Origin of the sequence: Bradyrhizobium sp. 33ap4 (genome assembly GCF_032654765.1) — a bacterium.
Lineage (GTDB): Bacteria > Pseudomonadota > Alphaproteobacteria > Rhizobiales > Xanthobacteraceae > Bradyrhizobium > Bradyrhizobium australafricanum.
On record NZ_JAUMTJ010000029.1, the window covers coordinates 69,402 to 85,022 of the forward strand.

Genomic DNA, 15,621 nt, shown 5'->3' on the forward strand with positions numbered 1-15,621 from the left:
GCTCTCCGCCGATGCAGCTTTCGTCGCAAGATGCGACCTGACATTGAACCTTCGACCAATGGCCCCGATTTTCGGGGCCATTTCCTTGCGCGCTGAACTACTCTCCCGGGGTGCCCGGGCTGAGTCCTGTGCGGCATAAGCGCGCGCTGCCCCTGCGACAGCTTGAACCTTGGCATATCGGATACCAAGATGGCCATCGCGCGCTCATAAGCAACGACAAGGGGCGCACTGGGAGGATCTATGTCGGACATGGTTCAGGCAACTGCGGCCCCCGCGGCCGCGCGTGTCAGCGACACCTATCGCTGGATGCAACTCGCGATCGGCGTCGCCGCGATGGTGATGATCGCAAATTATCAATACGGGTGGACATTCTTCGTCCCCGACATCCAGAAGAAATTCGGATGGGATCGCGCATCGATCCAATGGGCCTTCACGCTGTTCGTGCTGTTCGAGACCTGGCTGGTGCCGGTCGAAGGCTGGTTCGTCGACAAATACGGTCCGCGCATCGTCGTGCTGGTCGGCGGCATCCTCTGCGCACTCGGCTGGGCGATCAACGCCCAGGCGACGTCGCTGAACGGCTACTATCTCGGCATGATCATCGCCGGCATCGGCGCCGGCGGCGTCTACGGCACCTGCGTCGGCAACGCGCTGAAATGGTTTCCGGATAAGCGCGGACTTGCCGCGGGCATCACCGCTGCCGGCTTCGGCGCAGGCTCGGCGCTCACGGTCGCGCCGATCCAGGCGATGATCAAGGACTCCGGCTTCCAGACCACCTTCCTGTATTTCGGTCTCGGCCAGGGCATCATCATCGTGCTGCTCTCCTTCTTCCTGCTGGCGCCGAAGGCCGGACAGGTGCCGGCCGTCGTGGCGAACGCCAACATCATCCAGACCCGGCGTAACTATCAGCCGACCGAAGTGCTGCGGCAGCCGATCTTCTGGCTGATGTACTTCATGTTCGTGATCGTCGGCGCCGGCGGCCTGATGGTGACGGCGAACCTGAAGCCGATCGCGGTCGACTGGAAGGTCGACAGCGTGCCGGTCACGCTGATGGCGGTGACGATGACGGCAGTCACCTTCGCGGCAACCATCGACCGCGTCCTCAACGGCCTGACGCGTCCGTTCTTCGGCTGGATCTCCGACATGATCGGCCGCGAGAACACGATGTTCATCGCCTTCGGCATGGAAGGCATCGGCATCTGGATGCTCTACCTCTGGGGACACGACCCGGTTTGGTTCGTGCTGCTCTCGGGCTTCGTGTTCTTTGCCTGGGGCGAGATCTACTCGCTGTTCCCCTCGACCTGCACCGATACGTTCGGCGCCAAGTTCGCCACCACGAATGCGGGCCTGCTCTACACCGCGAAGGGCACCGCGGCGCTCTTGGTGCCGATCGCCAACTACATGCAGCAATCGTCGGGCAACTGGGACAAGGTGTTCATCATCGCGGCAGGCGCCAACATCCTCGCCTCGCTGCTCGCGATCATGCTGCTCAAGCCCTGGCGAAAAATCGTGGTCGCGAAATCGGCTACGGCTTGAGCAACCGCCTCACCACAGCCTGCGAAGCGCCTGGCCAAAAGCCGGGCGCTTTTCATTTTGGCTGGCCACGAGATGCCGTCTGGACCGGCGCGTCGAATGTCAGATTTGCTGCGTTGCAGCGGAATGAAGGGCTTGCTTTCTGGAATATAGTATACCAACTTCCGCCGGGCGCTTGCGACGATACGCCACAATAATTGCGACACTCGGTCACAAGACCAGCGCGCTCGGGAGGACTTGATGGTTTCCAGCAATACTGCCGTCACACAAGCTCAACCTTCGTCCAGCGGCTTCCGCTGGCTGCAGCTCGTCATGGGCATCGTCTGCATGGCGATGATCGCGAACCTGCAATATGGCTGGACGCTGTTCGTCGATCCGATCGACGGCGCGCATCACTGGGGCCGCGCGGCGATCCAGTTCGCCTTCACGATCTTCGTGGTGACCGAGACCTGGCTGGTGCCGGTCGAGGCCTGGTTCGTCGACAAATACGGCCCGCGGCTCGTCATCATGTTCGGCGGCATCATGATCGCGCTCGCCTGGGTGTTGAACTCCTATGCCGACTCGCTCGCCCTGCTCTACACCGCCGCCGTGTTCGGCGGCATCGGCGCCGGTGCGGTGTACGGCACCTGCGTCGGCAACGCGCTGAAGTGGTTTCCCGATCGCCGCGGCCTCGCCGCCGGCGCAACCGCGGCCGGCTTCGGCGCCGGCGCCGCGCTCACGGTGGTGCCGATTGCAAAGATGATCGCCGCGAGCGGCTATCAGACCGCGTTCTTCGATTTCGGCATCGGACAGGGATTGATCGTCTTCCTGCTCGCCTTCTTCATCCAGCCGCCCGCGGTCTCGATCCCGCCGAAGAAGAAGCAGCTCAATCTGCCGCAGACCAAGGTCGACTTCACGCCGCCGCAGGTGCTGCGCAGCCCGATCTTCTGGGTGATGTATCTGGTGTTCGTGATGGTCGCCGCCGGCGGCCTGATGGCGGCGGCGCAGATCGCGCCGATCGCGCACGACTACAAGATCGCGAACACGCCGGTCACGCTCGCCGGCTTCCAGATGGCCGCGCTGACCTTTGCGATCTCGCTCGACCGCATCTTCGACGGTTTCGGACGGCCGTTCTTCGGTTGGGTGTCCGACAATATCGGCCGCGAGCACACCATGTTCATTGCGTTCGGTACCGGCGCGCTGATGCTGCTCACGCTATCCACCTGGGGTCACAACCCGGTGGTGTTCGTGCTGGCGACCGCGGTCTATTTCGGCGTGTTCGGGGAGATCTACTCGCTGTTCCCGGCGACCTGCGGCGACACCTTCGGCTCGAAGTTCGCGACCACCAACAACGGCATGCTCTACACCGCGAAGGGCACCGCAGCGCTCTTGGTGCCTGCCGCCAGCATCGTTGCCGCCAGCTATGGCTGGCAGGCGGTGTTCGTGATCGCGGTCGCCCTCAACGCCACCGCGGCGCTGATGGCGCTGTTCGTGATCAAGCCGATGCGCCGCGCCTTCATCAACGGCAACGAGGCTGCCGCCGCGGAAGAGACCGCGACGAGCGCCAAGACGGCTTAACAAGACGGCTTGGCTAAAGACCACCCGATCAGGACCGCTTGGTCCCGACATTTCCCCGGAGACTGATGGAGGCGCATTTCGGTGCGCCTCGTCTCTTTTTTGCCAGCTCAGGGATGCCAGATGCCACCACGCTTAGTGCGGCAGATCGCCCGCGCCGCCCACGGCCACTCACAATCGTCGGAAATGTCAGCAAACCTGCCTATTTAAGCATTTTGCTGATGGTAGATTTCTGTGACAGCCACGTTGACAATTGGCATTTTGTATACCAGACTCCAGTCAACGATAACCCAGGAGGTTGCCATGCAAGTCGGAGATATCCTGCGCAAGAAGACCCCCCGCGTCGCCACGGTGCGCATGAACGAGACGGTGGCGATCGCCGCGCAACTGATGCGCGCCAGCAATATCAGCGCGCTCGTGGTCAAGGATGTCGTTCGCACCGAGGGTAACACCGCCGTCGGCATGTTCACCGAGCGCGACGTGGTGCGCGCGATCGCCGAGCACGGTGCGGCGGGCGCAAGCATGAAGGTGTCGCAGTTCGTGTCGGTGCAGCAGCTGGTGTCGTGCACATCGAGCGACACGCTCGAGCACATCCGTCATCTCATGACCAAGCACCACATTCGCCACGTGCCCGTCATCGACAATTACAGCCTGATCGGCGTCGTCAGCATGCGCGACATCGCCGCCGCATTCGACGAGGAGACCGCCGCGTCGAAGAAGGACGCCGTGCCGGCGTAACAAGCGCCTGCTTTGCCTTGCTCTCAGCCAGGCGCTGCGTGTTCGATCACGAGCGCCTGAACAGATGACGAAAGATTTCCGTCCCGCCCTCGCCTGACCGCCGCGGCCCGTCATTTCCGCATGGGCGCGCGCCGCAGGTCGCCGGTAGACAATTGACGGACAGGACTGCATCCTTCCCCTCGACATCCATAACAACACCGTGCGCCGCCGTCCGCGCCGCGGAAAATCCTGATGGAAACGAGGGCAGAATGATCAAGACACGTTTCACCGAAATGTTCGGCGTCGACCACCCGATCGTGCAGGGCGGCATGCAATGGGTCGGACGCGCCGAGCTGGTTGCCGCCGTCGCCAATGCCGGCGCGCTCGGCATGATCACCGCGCTGACACAGCCGACGCCGGACGATCTGCGCAAGGAAATCGCGCGCTGCCGCGAGCTGACCGACAAGCCGTTCGGCGTCAACCTGACCATCCTGCCCGCGATCAAGCCGCCGCCCTACGCCGAATACCGCCAGGCCATCATCGAGAGCGGCATCAAGATCGTCGAGACCGCCGGCAACAAGCCGCAGGAGCATGTCGACGAGTTCAAGAAGCACGGCATCAAGGTGCTGCACAAATGCACCAGCGTTCGCCACGCGCTGTCCGCCGAGCGGATGGGCGCCGACGCGATCTCGATCGACGGCTTTGAATGCGCCGGCCATCCCGGCGAGGACGACACCCCCGGCCTGATCCTGATCCCCGCCGCCGCCGACAAGGTGAAGATCCCGATGATCGCCTCCGGCGGCTTCGGCGATGCCCGCGGCCTGGTCGCAGCGCTCGCGCTCGGCGCCGAAGGCATCAACATGGGCACGCGCTTCATGTGCACCAGGGAGAGCCCGATCCATCAGCTGGTAAAGGAACGCATCGTCGCCAATGACGAGCGCGAGACCGAGCTGATCTTCCGCACCATGCGCAACACCTCGCGCGTCGCCAAGAACGCGATCTCGACCAAGGTCGTGCAGATGGAGAAGGAAGGCGCCAAGTTCGAGGATGTGCGCGAGCTGGTCGCCGGCGCGCGCGGCAAGATGGTCTACGCGTCGGGTGATGCCGACGAAGGCATCTGGTCGGCCGGCCAGGTGCAGGGCCTGATCCATGACATTCCGTCCTGCGCCGAGCTGGTGTCGCGCATCGTCCACGAAGCGGAAGCGATCATTCGCGAGCGGCTGGAAGCGATGATGTCCGGCGCCAAGCGCCAGGCCGCGGAATAGGCCGGAGCGGAGCACGAGTGTTATCCGTCACCCTGAGGAGCGCGAAGCGCGTCTCGAAGGGTCGACGGCCACCAGCCGGGCCGTCCATCCTCCGAGGGCCGCTGAAAAAGCGGCCACCTCAGGATGACGGAATTCAAGTCATCTCGCGTTAGACACAACGAGAAGAAGCCCATGAAAGCCTATGTCTACGGCCCTAACGGCCCTGAAATCACCGACGTTGCGAAGCCCGTGCCGAAGGGCACCCAGGTGCTGGTCAAGGTTCATGCCTGCGGGCTGAACCGCGCCGATCTCGGCATGACCAAGGGCCATGTCCACGGCGCGGCCGGCGGCGTCGGCACCGTGCTCGGCATGGAATGGGCCGGCGAGGTCGCCGAGCTCGGCCCCGATGCCAAGGGCGTCAAGGTCGGCGACAAGATCATGGGCTCCGGCGGCGCGGCATTCGCCGAATACACGCTGGCCGATCACGGCCGGCTGTTCCGCGCGCCCTCCAACATGAACTTCGACGAGGCCGCAACCCTGCCCGTTGCGCTCGCCACCATGCACAACGCCGTCGTCACCAATGGCGCACTGCTGCCGGGCCAGAGCGTGCTGATCCAGGGCGCAAGCTCCGGCGTCGGGCTGATGGCGATGCAGATCGCCAAGCTGAAGGGCGCCAAGCTCGTGGTGGGCTCATCGACCGACGCGATGCGTCGCGGCCGACTGAAGGAGTTCGGCGCCGATCTCGCGGTGGACTCGAAGGATTCCGGCTGGGTCGATCAGGTGCTGAAGGCGACATCAGGCGAAGGCGTCGACCTGATCGTCGACCAGGTTTCCGGACCGGTCGCGAACCAAAACCTCAAGGCGACCAAGGTCAAGGGCCGCATCGTCAATGTCGGCCGGCTTGGCGGCACCCACGGCGACTTCAACTTCGACCTGCACGCGGCGCGCCGCATCCAGTATATCGGCGTCACCTTCCGCACCCGCTCGATCGAGGAGATCCGCGCGATCTTCGAGGAGGTGCGCAAGGACATCTGGCCCGCGGTCGAGGCACGCAAGCTGCAGCTGCCGATCGACCAGGTCTACAAATTCGCCGACATCGGCAAGGCGTTCGAACACATGGAAGCCAACAAGCACCTCGGCAAGATCGTGGTGACGCTGTAGCAGCAGGCTCCGGCGATTTGCGAGTGAAGGGCGGATCAGCCAACGGGTCCGCGCTTGCCGCGTGCTATGCCCTGGCTCTTTCGCGTGCGATGTTCAGCCGACAGGTCCTGGAATCCAATAGTCCCCCGCAAGCGGGCTGACCTTGACGCCACTGATAACTCCGAGCTCCAGGCTTGGATCGAAATAGCGCATCGTCCGCTCATTGAGGTCAATGATGCGGCCAGGCCTGAGTGGCCCCACGTCATTTATCTTCACGATGACCTTCTTGCCGACGGCCTCGACGAGGGCATATTTCGGCCTCGCGCCAAATTGGACCCCACCAAACTTCCGGCGCAGACTCGTCTTGATGGCAGCCGCCCAGACCGAGTGATCATAGCGCTCGCCGGAGGCTGTGCTCGGACCGCCCTCCTCCTTGCCGGGCTTGAATGGATTGTACATGGATGCCGCGCCAACGATTGCATCCCCACACGCGGCATTGACGACGGCGCTTGAATGAACCGCAGCGATTTCACTTCGAGCAGCGGTGCCAGAAAAGGCGAGCGCAACCAGGGCGCCGCAAATCGCGGCGCTCAAGCCGAACAGCATCATAACTCCTTGATTGATTTTCTTCGATCGTCCGGTTCCCGATGCCGCAAAACATGGTCAAGCGAACGCGGAGGCGTTTACGCGTGCCAATTCCTTGCGGATTCGTGCCAGTTCCGGCAGTGGAACCATCGTGAGAACCTGGGCGGCCCTCACACCGTGTTTTTCAGTTTCTGGCTCGACTAAAACAGAGATTGCGTCAGCAAAATGACTGAATGGAGCTGTCTTCGACAGCGCGTGAAGAGTGTCGGCGTCACCTTCCGCACCCGCTCGATCGCGGAAATCCGCGCGATCTTCGGCGAAGGTGCGCATAGCAAAGCGGCGCGAAGCAAGTGCCCCGCGCCGCTTGACCGTGTGATTATCGTTATGATTATCGCGACGTTCCCCCTCGCCCCGTCGTGGCGGATTGAGCCGTCTGGTTCGGCGTCACGATATTGAACCAGAAGTCGAACGTGTCGAGATACGACACGAGGTCGCGCAGCTTGGTCTGGTCTCCGCTGACCTTCACCGCGCCGGCCGAGATGGCATCATCAAACCTGGTTTGCTGCAGGATGATGCCGTTCAGCGTATCCCGCGACAACGCGACGGTCGCATCGGCATTGTTGGACTTCATGTTCGCCGTGTGGTTCAGCACTCCGTTCTTCAGTTCGACGAAGTAGTTGCCGTCCTTGCCGAACTCGAAGTTGAGCTTCGCATGCGCGTTGCCGGCCTTCTCCGCGTTGAGGCGAACCCCGAGATAGTCGAAGAACAAATCGGCGGACATCGCGCGCACCGTATCGGGGCTCGCGGTGTTCGGCGTCGGCAGCTTGGCGACACCGTTGCGCAGCTCCTGGGCGCCGGTCAGGTAGAAGTTGCGCCACGGTCCGGACTCGGCCTGATAGCCGAGCTGCTCGAGCGCGTCGGCTTCGAGATTCTTGGCGGCCTGATTGTCGGGATCGGCGAACACGACGTGGTGGACGGCTTGAGCCACCCAGCGATATTCGCCCTTGTCGTAGGAAGCCTTGGCCTTCTTCAGAACCTCGTCGCTGCCGCCCATGAACTCGACGTACTTCTTGCTCGCCTCGACCGGCGGCAGTTCGTGCAGGGTGGCCGGGTTGCCGTCGAACCAGCCAAGATAAAGAACATAGGTGGCGGCCACGTCATGATAGATCGAGCCGTAGTAACCACGGTTTGCCCAGACGTTGGCGAGGCTGTCAGGCATTTTGAATCCATCGGCGATCTCGCGCATCGTCATGCCGTGGTTGACCATGCGCAAGGTCTGGTCGTTGATGAAGCGGTAAAGGTCGCGCTGGCTCTCCAGAAGTGAGACCACCTTGTCATTGCCCCATGTCGGCCAGTGATGCTGCGCAAACACCACGTCGACCTTGTCGCCCCACATCACCAGCGCCTGGTTGAGGTACTTCGACCAGGGGAGCGGCTCGCGAATTTTGGCGCCGCGAAGCGAATATGTATTGTGCAGCGTGTGGGTCGCGTCCTCGGCGGATTCCATCGCCTTCTTTTCCTCGATGAACCACATCATCTCCGACGGCGCTTCCGAACCGGGCGCCATCAGAAATTCGTAGGTCAAGCCGTCGATCTTCTCTTTCTGTCCGGTTTCCTTGATGATGTTGGTCGGCGCGATGAGCGTGACCGTGCCCGCCGAGGTCGTGGTGCCGAGACCCGCGCCGACCTGACCTTTCGGATCCGCCTTGAGCAGGTTGCCGTACATGTAGCTGGCGCGCCGGCTCATCGCGGTGCCGGCCATGACGTTCTCGGCGACCGCAGCCTCCAGGAATCCATCCGGCGCGTAGATCTTGACCTTGCCGGACTGGACGTCGTCCTCGCTGGTGACGCCCCGCACACCACCATAGTGATCGACGTGGCTGTGGGTGTAGATCACGGCCTTGACGGGTTTGTTTCCGCGCTTCGAGCGGTACAGGTCGAGCGCCACCTTTGCCGTCTCTGCCGACACGAGCGGATCGACGATTGTAATGCCCTCGCTGCCCTCGATGATCGTCATGTTCGACAGGTCCTGATTGCGGACCTGATAGATGCCGTCGGTCACCTCGAACAAGCCGGAGATGTTGATCAGCCGGGATTGTCGCCACAGGCTTGGGTTGACCGTATCGGGGGCTGTCGCGTCGCTGATGAATCCGTACTGCTGCGGGTTCCAGATCGCGTTGCCCGTGCTTCCCTTGATTGCCTCGGAAGGCAGCGCGGCCATGAAGCCTTTGTTCGCGGCGTCGAAATCGGAGGTGTCGTTAAACGGCAGCTGTTTCAGCAAGACCGAATTTGCCTGCTTGGTCGCATCGGCCGCGCCATTGCGCAAATCTTGAGTCTGTGCCGCAGCCGTACCGATCAGCCCCGCGCTGACAACCCCGAGGATTGACGCCTTCGCGAAAACGCTCCTCATGTGGCCTCTCCCTTCTGCATTGGATATTGGTCCACTCCCTGAGCACCGAGAGCATCGCCGCCAAATACTTCCAGAGGGCAATCGTTCCACCCGAAGTTGCGACGTCGAAACATGTCCGGCAGCATCCGTCCGCATGGCTGCGCGCTCTGGCACAAGCTGCACACCAACGCTGCGGGCTGAGCGGTCAAAAAAGATGTCTGGCGCGGGAAATCACGCGCCGGGCAGCCGTGCATGCCGCGATTGCCGGATTTGAAGGTGAGGCACAGCGCAACAGCCCTGCCGGGAGGGCGCTGATTTGCCGCACGTGCTCACGTCCTGGCGATGGCGAACCGTTCGCATTTTACGCAAACGGAAGACCGCCCGAAGGCGGTTCCCTGTTGTGGGAGCGGAACCATCGACCACGGCCGAATTCGGTCCCTGCGAGCGCTACGACTGGTCCGCCTACGCACCCGGTCTGACTTGTGTGATGGCGACTCCGGAGATCGCGAGCAGTCCGCCGACAATCAGCTTCGGCGTCACGCTGTCGCCAAGGAACAGCACGCTCGAGATCAGCGCGAACACCGGAAGCAGCAGTCCGAACGGCGCGACGCGGGCCATGGAGCAGCGGGCGATCAGCCAGAACCACAGGCCGAACCCGACAATGCCGCCGATGAAGACGGTGTAGGCGAGCGCCAGCCAGCCACGTTGATCCGCCGTGCCAAGGCTCGCCAGCTGTCCATATTCCAGCAGCAACGACATCAACATGACCTGCGGCACGGTGAGCAGCGACGACCACCCCATCAGCATCAGGGGATCGAAAGGGCCGTAGCGTTTCGTCAGGACGGTGGACACCGCGAATGCGAACGCCGCGGCAACCACGAGCAGCAGCGGCAGCACGTTTGCCGACAGCCCCGGCCCCGCCGCCAGCACCACCACGCCGACGAACGCCAGCACCACGCCAGCGGATGTGACGAGCGACGGCCGCTCCGCGAGCAGCGGCCAGGCGAGCAGCACGGTGAACGGCGGGGCGAGTTGATAGGCGACCGCCGACATGCTCCCCGAGCCGAGCCCAAGGCCGACATAGAACAGCCCGAAGTTCAGTCCGCCGAGGAAAACCGAAATAGCTGAGACAGGGCCGAGTTGTTGGCGTGTCGGCCTTCTGACGAACGGAACAAGCAGCAGCGCGATGGCCAGGAAACGCAGTCCGAGGAAGAACAGCGGCGGAAACTCGGTGACGCCGACCTTGATGACCACGAACTGATAACCCCAGAGCAAGGGAACGGCCACCGCGCAAATGATCTGGATGGCAGACATCGCATCCTTCCTTTCAAGACCGATCGGTCCATATATGGGCGTACCGATCGCGCAGACGTCCAGAGGACATCAAGGGTCATTCCAACAGTTGCTTATTTGATGAAGCGATCGAGCAGCGCGTCAGCGGTGGCCTGCGACGTGGTACGTGCCGGAGCCGTCTTTGCGACCACGCGCAGCCCCCAAAGGAAACAGATCAGGATTCGGGCGGCACTCGAAGGCTCGACGCCATCGGCCAATCTGCCCGCGGTCTCCGCACGGGAAAATGCGTCCGCCACCCTGGTCTCCATGGTTTTGAAGAAGCTCGCGAAGCGACGACCAACCTCGGCATCCTGGCCGGCCAGCTCCATCGCCGTCGCCACCAACAGGCAGCCACGGCGGCCATTGGCACCGCACGTGCGCTCAACGTAACCGGCAAGGTAGGCCCGCAGGCCATCGACCGGATCTCTGCGGGGATCGAGTTCGTCATCCATCCGGGTCAGGGCATCGGCAATGTAGCGATCGAGTGCGCGCAGGAACAGCGAGTGCTTGTCGCCGAACGCGGCGTAAAGGCTGCCGCGCGAGAGTTTTGTCGCACGCAGCAGGTCCGGGAGTGCCGTGGCGTGATAGCCGCGCGACCAGAACACATTCATCGCGCGTTCGATGGCGGCGTCCACGTCGAAACTTCGCGGGCGGCCACGGGGCGCCTGCATGGTGGTTTGGCGGCTCATTGCCGATATATAGACCAATCGGTCCTTAAATGGCAAGGGCCGCTTTGGATCATTAGCTCGTAGGATGGGTAGAGCGAAGCGAAACCCATCGATTGCATCCGCACGCCGAGATGATGGGTTTCGCTGCGCTCTACCCATCCTACGTTACGCGTCGAGATGGCGGCATGAGTTACCCATTCGACACGACGGGCGGTGCAGCGCGCACCCGGCATTCCCTGCTCCCTCTTGTGTCGTGGCGAAACGATTTTGCAAAGCTCGGGCGAAACGCGCCGGGAGAACGCAGACGTTCGGTTGACACGTCGCGCAACACATCCAGCGTCGTCCTGGCGGAAGCCAGGACCCATTACCCCGAATGCGAGTCATGACGCGATGCGGTTGCCACAGCTCACTTCAACCACACAACCCTGTGGTTGTGGATTCTGGCTTCCGCCGGGACGACCGCGTGATTTTGGCAAAATCCTGCAATTGCAACTGAGTGGCGATTGCGTTTCATCAACGACACTTGATGTTCACCAACTCCCTGCTAAACCGCCGCCCATGAGTTCTTCCAGCACCAGCGCACCCTCCACCAAGACATCGGTCGCCGCGATCTCGATCCTCGCCAGCGGCAGCATGGCGGTGGCGAAGTTCGTGGTCGGCATCGCGATCGGATCGCTGGCGCTGATCTCGGAGGCGCTGCACTCGTCGATCGACCTGGTCGCCACCATCATCACCTGGGCGGTGGTGCGGGTGTCGGACCAGCCGGCCGACGCCGAGCATCATTACGGACACGGCAAGTTCGAGAGCGTCTCGGCGCTCGGCATCATCGCCCTGCTCTATGTGCTGGCCGGCGGCATCCTGGTCCAGGCCTACAGCCATCTGCGCGAGGGCGCGCCGCCGCCGTCGATCTCGGCCATTCCCTTTGTCGTTCTGGTCATCGATATCGGCGTCAATCTGTGGCGGGCCCGCGCGCTGCACCGCGCCGCGCGCGACACCAAGAGCCAGGCGCTGGCCGCCGATGCGCTGCATTTCGCCTCCGACGTGATGGGCTCGACCGCCGTCATCGTCGGCCTGGTGCTGGCCGGCTTCGGCTTCTGGTGGGGCGATGCCGCAGCGGCGATCGCGGTCGCGGTGATGATCGCCCTGCTCGGCCTGCGCATGGCGCGGGAGACGGTCGAGACCCTGCTCGACCGCGCGCCCGAAGGCGCGCTGGAGAAGGCCACCGCCGCCATCAAGGCCGTGCCGGGGGTGGTCGATGTCGACCGGTTGCGCGTCCGCATGGTCGGCGCGACGCATTTCATCGATGCCATCGCCAAGGTGCCGCGCACCTACCCGATCGACCGCGTCGAGGACATCAAGCGCCGGGCGCAGGCGGCGCTGACCAAGACGTTCGGCGACGCCGACCTTACCTTCACCGCGGTGCCGGTGGCGCGCGACAATGAGAGCGTGCGCGAGCGCATCATGGTGATCGCGCGCAATTCCGGCCTCGCCATCCACCACGTCACGGTGCACGACATCGGCGGCAAGCTGATCGTCGGCATCGACCTCGAGGTCGACAGCGACATGGCGCTGGACGCAGCGCACGACGTCGCCCACAGGCTCGAGCGCGCGATCCGCGAGGATTTCGGCGAGGACGTCGAGGTCGACACCCATATCGAGCCGCTCGAGCCGGAACTGCCGTGGGGAACCGACGCCGCGCCGGACCGCGTCGAAGCCATCAAGGCGGCGCTGACCGGCTTTGCCGATGGCGGCGCGATCCATGACATCCACAATGTGCGGGTCCGCAACACCGACGCCGGCGAGGTCGTCAACTTCCATTGCCGCGCGCAGCCTTCGATGAGTGTGATCAAGGTGCACGAAAGCGTCGACGAGATCGAACGCAAACTGCGTCGTGCGTTCCCCACCGTGAAGCGTGTGATCAGTCACGCAGAGCCGACGCGCGGGTAATTCTACGGAGCCGTTCCTGTTTCGGACTCACTTTGCGCCGCATGATTCTTCCCGGGACAAGAATTTTTTCGCATTAACGAATCGTTGACTCTCGACAGTCCCGGAAATCTGGATTCAAATGATCATGATTCGGATGCATCGTGGGGAGCATCCGAACCGGGTAAAAAATCAGCTTAGAGCGGGGGTCTCAGGCATGGCGCGCGCGCATGCAGCGAACGCGTGCGTCCAATCCGATTCGATCAAGGGATTGGCGCAGTCGATCGCGAAACCGGCCTATCACAGGCTCCTGACGGCCGAGCCTGCACTGCGCCGCGCTGTCCCTACCCTCATCATCGCCTTCCTCATCACGATCTGCCTCGGCGCCTTCGTCCAGGTGATCGACCAGAACCGGCAGAAGCGCGGCGCGATGAAGCGCGACCTCGCCGCGCTCTCCGACATCCTCGCCGAACGTCTCGATCGCCTGACCTCGGTGCGGCGCGACCGGCTCGCCAACATCGAGCGGATGCAGGAACTGCTGCCGGACCTGATCCCGTCCTGGGGCATCGCCTATGGCCGCCACGTCATCATCACCAGCGCCGATCACCGCGTGCTGGCGCGCGTGCCGGTCGATGGCGCCGGCGAGAACGACCGCATCCTCGACATCGTCTCCACCGCGCAGCTGCTCGTCGCGCCTGGCCAGCAGGGCACGGTCAGCGACATGACGCTGCCCGGCGGCACCGGCGCGCTGGCGATCTCGCAGCTCGTCAAGTCGCTGCCCGGCCAGGTCGTCGTCATCCAGGAGATGAACGAGCCGATCTGGGGATCGGATGCGGCACTCTCGGTGACGCTGTCGGCGACCACGAGCTTCGTGGTGCTGATCCTCGGCTTCGCGTTCCACTGGCAATCGACCCGCGCCCGCGAGGGCGACCTGATCAACGACGCCGTGCGCGGCCGGATCGACACCGCGCTCAACCGCGGCCGCTGCGGATTGTGGGACTGGGACCTGTCGCGCGGCCGGATCTTCTGGTCGCAGTCGATGTTCACCCTGCTCGGCCTCGACACCCGCAACGACCTCCTCACCTTCGGCGAGGTCAACGCGCTGGTGAATTCGGACGACATCAACCTATTCGACATCGCCGACCAGCTGATCTCGGGCAAGATCGATCACATCGACCAGAGCTTCCGCATGCGCCATGTCGGCGGCCACTGGATCTGGCTGCGGGTGCGCTGCGAGCTCAGCCATGCTGCCGCCGACGGCGGCCTGCATCTGATCGGCATCGCGGTCGACATCACCGAGCAGAAAAGCCTCGCCGAGAAGTCGGTGGAAGCCGATCTCAGACTGCGCGACGCGATCGAGACCATTCCCGAGGCTTTCGTGCTCTGGGATGCCGACGACCGCCTCGTGCTCTGCAACTCGCACTTCCAGCGGCTGCACAAGCTGCCCGATTCCGCCGTCAGCCCCGGCACCTCCTACGAGACCGTGATCGAGGTCGGCAGCATGCCGGAAGTGCGCACCCGCCTGCACGAGAGCGGCGTCCCGGCGCCCGGCGCCCGCACCTTCGAGGCCCAGCTTGACGACGGCAGCTGGCTGCACATCAGCGAGCGCCGCACCAAGGACGGCGGCTACGTCTCCGTCGGCACCGACATCACCCGCATCAAGGCGCACGAGCAGAAGCTGGTCGACAACGACCTGCGCCTGCGCGCCACCGTGATCGACCTGCAGCGCTCGCAATCCGAGCTGGAGCGGCAGGCCGTCGAGCTCGCCGACCTCGCCGAAAAATATTCGCAGGAAAAGACCCGCGCCGAGGACGCCAACGCCGCGAAGTCGAAATTCCTCGCCAATATGAGCCATGAGCTGCGCACCCCGCTCAACGCCATCATCGGCTTCTCCGAGATCATGGGCAGCGGCCTGTTCGGCACGCTCGGCTCGGACAAATACGCGGAGTACTGCCACGACATCCTGACGTCGGGGAAATACCTGCTCGAGGTCATCAACGACATCCTCGACATGTCGAAGATCGAGGCCGGCCGCATGAAGTTCGACATGGAGCCGCTCGATCTCTCCGGCATCCTCGCGGAGTCGCTGCGCGTGGTTTCCGGCCGCGCCGAGCACAAGGGACTGTCGCTGGAGTCGGATATCGAAAGCACGATCTCGGTCGTCGCCGACCGCCGCGCGGTCAAGCAGATCATCGTCAACCTGCTCTCCAATGCAGTGAAGTTCACGCCCGACCACGGCCGCGTGCTGGTGCGCGGCCAGATGCTGGATGACTCGATCGTGCTCCTGATCGCCGACAGCGGCATCGGCATCGCGCCGGAATCGCTGCGCCGGCTCGGCAAGCCGTTCGAGCAGGTCGAGAGCCAGCTCACCAAGAGCTACCAGGGCTCCGGTCTCGGACTTGCGATCGCGCGCTCGCTCACCAATCTGCACGGCGGCTCGATGCGGCTGCGCTCCAAGCTCGGCGTCGGCACCGTCGTCCGCGTCACGCTGCCGCGCGATCCGCGGTCCCTGCAGACGAAGCTGCCGGAAGCGGCCTGA

12 protein-coding genes are annotated in these 15,621 nt (G+C 63.5%); 7 read left to right on the forward strand and 5 right to left on the reverse strand.

Annotated elements, in window-relative coordinates:
- Positions 1-240 precede the first annotated feature (240 nt).
- From oxlT (Q2M23_RS22720) to Q2M23_RS22740, 5 genes are all read left to right on the forward strand, one after another.
- Entirely contained in the window at positions 241-1,533 is a 1,293-nt protein-coding gene (gene oxlT, locus Q2M23_RS22720) for an oxalate/formate MFS antiporter (protein ID WP_076833351.1), read from the forward strand.
- A 237-nt stretch (positions 1,534-1,770) separates the two neighbouring features.
- On the forward strand, positions 1,771-3,087 hold the full coding sequence (gene oxlT, locus Q2M23_RS22725; protein WP_028331533.1) for an oxalate/formate MFS antiporter: 1,317 nt from the start codon (positions 1,771-1,773) through the stop codon (positions 3,085-3,087).
- Positions 3,088-3,387: 300 nt separating this feature from the next.
- The gene (locus tag Q2M23_RS22730) at positions 3,388-3,822 is read left to right on the forward strand and encodes a CBS domain-containing protein (protein ID WP_028331534.1); all 435 of its coding nucleotides are present in this window, start codon (positions 3,388-3,390) and stop codon (positions 3,820-3,822) included.
- A gap of 248 nt (positions 3,823-4,070) precedes the next feature.
- On the forward strand, positions 4,071-5,066 hold the full coding sequence (locus Q2M23_RS22735; protein WP_168858126.1) for an NAD(P)H-dependent flavin oxidoreductase: 996 nt from the start codon (positions 4,071-4,073) through the stop codon (positions 5,064-5,066).
- Positions 5,067-5,237: 171 nt separating this feature from the next.
- Positions 5,238-6,206 (forward strand): zinc-binding dehydrogenase, encoded by a 969-nt coding sequence (locus Q2M23_RS22740; protein WP_316397105.1) that lies wholly within the window; start codon positions 5,238-5,240, stop codon positions 6,204-6,206.
- Positions 6,207-6,299: 93 nt separating this feature from the next.
- Here the strand turns inward: Q2M23_RS22740 and Q2M23_RS22745 are convergent, their stop codons facing one another.
- From Q2M23_RS22745 to Q2M23_RS22765, 5 genes are all read right to left on the reverse strand, one after another.
- Complete coding sequence (locus Q2M23_RS22745) at positions 6,300-6,794, reverse strand: septal ring lytic transglycosylase RlpA family protein (RefSeq protein ID WP_316397106.1); 495 nt, start codon at positions 6,792-6,794, stop codon at positions 6,300-6,302.
- Positions 6,795-6,848: 54 nt separating this feature from the next.
- A complete protein-coding gene (locus Q2M23_RS22750; protein WP_316397107.1) occupies positions 6,849-7,100 on the reverse strand; it encodes a hypothetical protein in 252 nt (83 codons plus the stop codon).
- Positions 7,101-7,158: 58 nt separating this feature from the next.
- The gene (locus Q2M23_RS22755) at positions 7,159-9,180 is read right to left on the reverse strand and encodes an alkyl/aryl-sulfatase (protein ID WP_316397108.1); all 2,022 of its coding nucleotides are present in this window, start codon (positions 9,178-9,180) and stop codon (positions 7,159-7,161) included.
- 441 nt (positions 9,181-9,621) lie between these two features.
- Positions 9,622-10,473 (reverse strand): DMT family transporter, encoded by an 852-nt coding sequence (locus tag Q2M23_RS22760; RefSeq protein WP_141340894.1) that lies wholly within the window; start codon positions 10,471-10,473, stop codon positions 9,622-9,624.
- 92 nt (positions 10,474-10,565) lie between these two features.
- On the reverse strand, positions 10,566-11,162 hold the full coding sequence (locus tag Q2M23_RS22765) for a TetR/AcrR family transcriptional regulator (RefSeq protein ID WP_076833590.1): 597 nt from the start codon (positions 11,160-11,162) through the stop codon (positions 10,566-10,568).
- 555 nt (positions 11,163-11,717) lie between these two features.
- On the opposite strand from Q2M23_RS22765, the gene Q2M23_RS22770 reads away from it, so the two are divergent.
- Entirely contained in the window at positions 11,718-13,106 is a 1,389-nt protein-coding gene (locus Q2M23_RS22770) for a cation-efflux pump (protein ID WP_316397109.1), read from the forward strand.
- Positions 13,107-13,299: 193 nt separating this feature from the next.
- Entirely contained in the window at positions 13,300-15,621 is a 2,322-nt protein-coding gene (locus Q2M23_RS22775) for a PAS domain-containing sensor histidine kinase (RefSeq protein ID WP_225161184.1), read from the forward strand.

Excerpts from the sequence above, each read along its gene's own strand:
- Q2M23_RS22750 (WP_316397107.1), bottom strand. The coding sequence starts at position 7,100 with ATGCGCACCTTCGCCGAAGATCGCGCGGATTTCCGCGATCGAGCGGGT.
- Q2M23_RS22730 (WP_028331534.1), top strand. The coding sequence starts at position 3,388 with ATGCAAGTCGGAGATATCCTGCGCAAGAAGACCCCCCGCGTCGCCACG.
- Q2M23_RS22775 (WP_225161184.1), top strand. The coding sequence starts at position 13,300 with ATGGCGCGCGCGCATGCAGCGAACGCGTGCGTCCAATCCGATTCGATC.
- Q2M23_RS22760 (WP_141340894.1), bottom strand. The coding sequence starts at position 10,473 with ATGTCTGCCATCCAGATCATTTGCGCGGTGGCCGTTCCCTTGCTCTGG.
- oxlT (WP_076833351.1), top strand. The coding sequence starts at position 241 with ATGTCGGACATGGTTCAGGCAACTGCGGCCCCCGCGGCCGCGCGTGTC.
- Q2M23_RS22755 (WP_316397108.1), bottom strand. The coding sequence starts at position 9,180 with ATGAGGAGCGTTTTCGCGAAGGCGTCAATCCTCGGGGTTGTCAGCGCG.
- oxlT (WP_028331533.1), top strand. The coding sequence starts at position 1,771 with ATGGTTTCCAGCAATACTGCCGTCACACAAGCTCAACCTTCGTCCAGC.
- Q2M23_RS22770 (WP_316397109.1), top strand. The coding sequence starts at position 11,718 with ATGAGTTCTTCCAGCACCAGCGCACCCTCCACCAAGACATCGGTCGCC.
- Q2M23_RS22765 (WP_076833590.1), bottom strand. The coding sequence starts at position 11,162 with ATGCAGGCGCCCCGTGGCCGCCCGCGAAGTTTCGACGTGGACGCCGCC.
- Q2M23_RS22740 (WP_316397105.1), top strand. The coding sequence starts at position 5,238 with ATGAAAGCCTATGTCTACGGCCCTAACGGCCCTGAAATCACCGACGTT.
- Q2M23_RS22735 (WP_168858126.1), top strand. The coding sequence starts at position 4,071 with ATGATCAAGACACGTTTCACCGAAATGTTCGGCGTCGACCACCCGATC.
- Q2M23_RS22745 (WP_316397106.1), bottom strand. The coding sequence starts at position 6,794 with ATGATGCTGTTCGGCTTGAGCGCCGCGATTTGCGGCGCCCTGGTTGCG.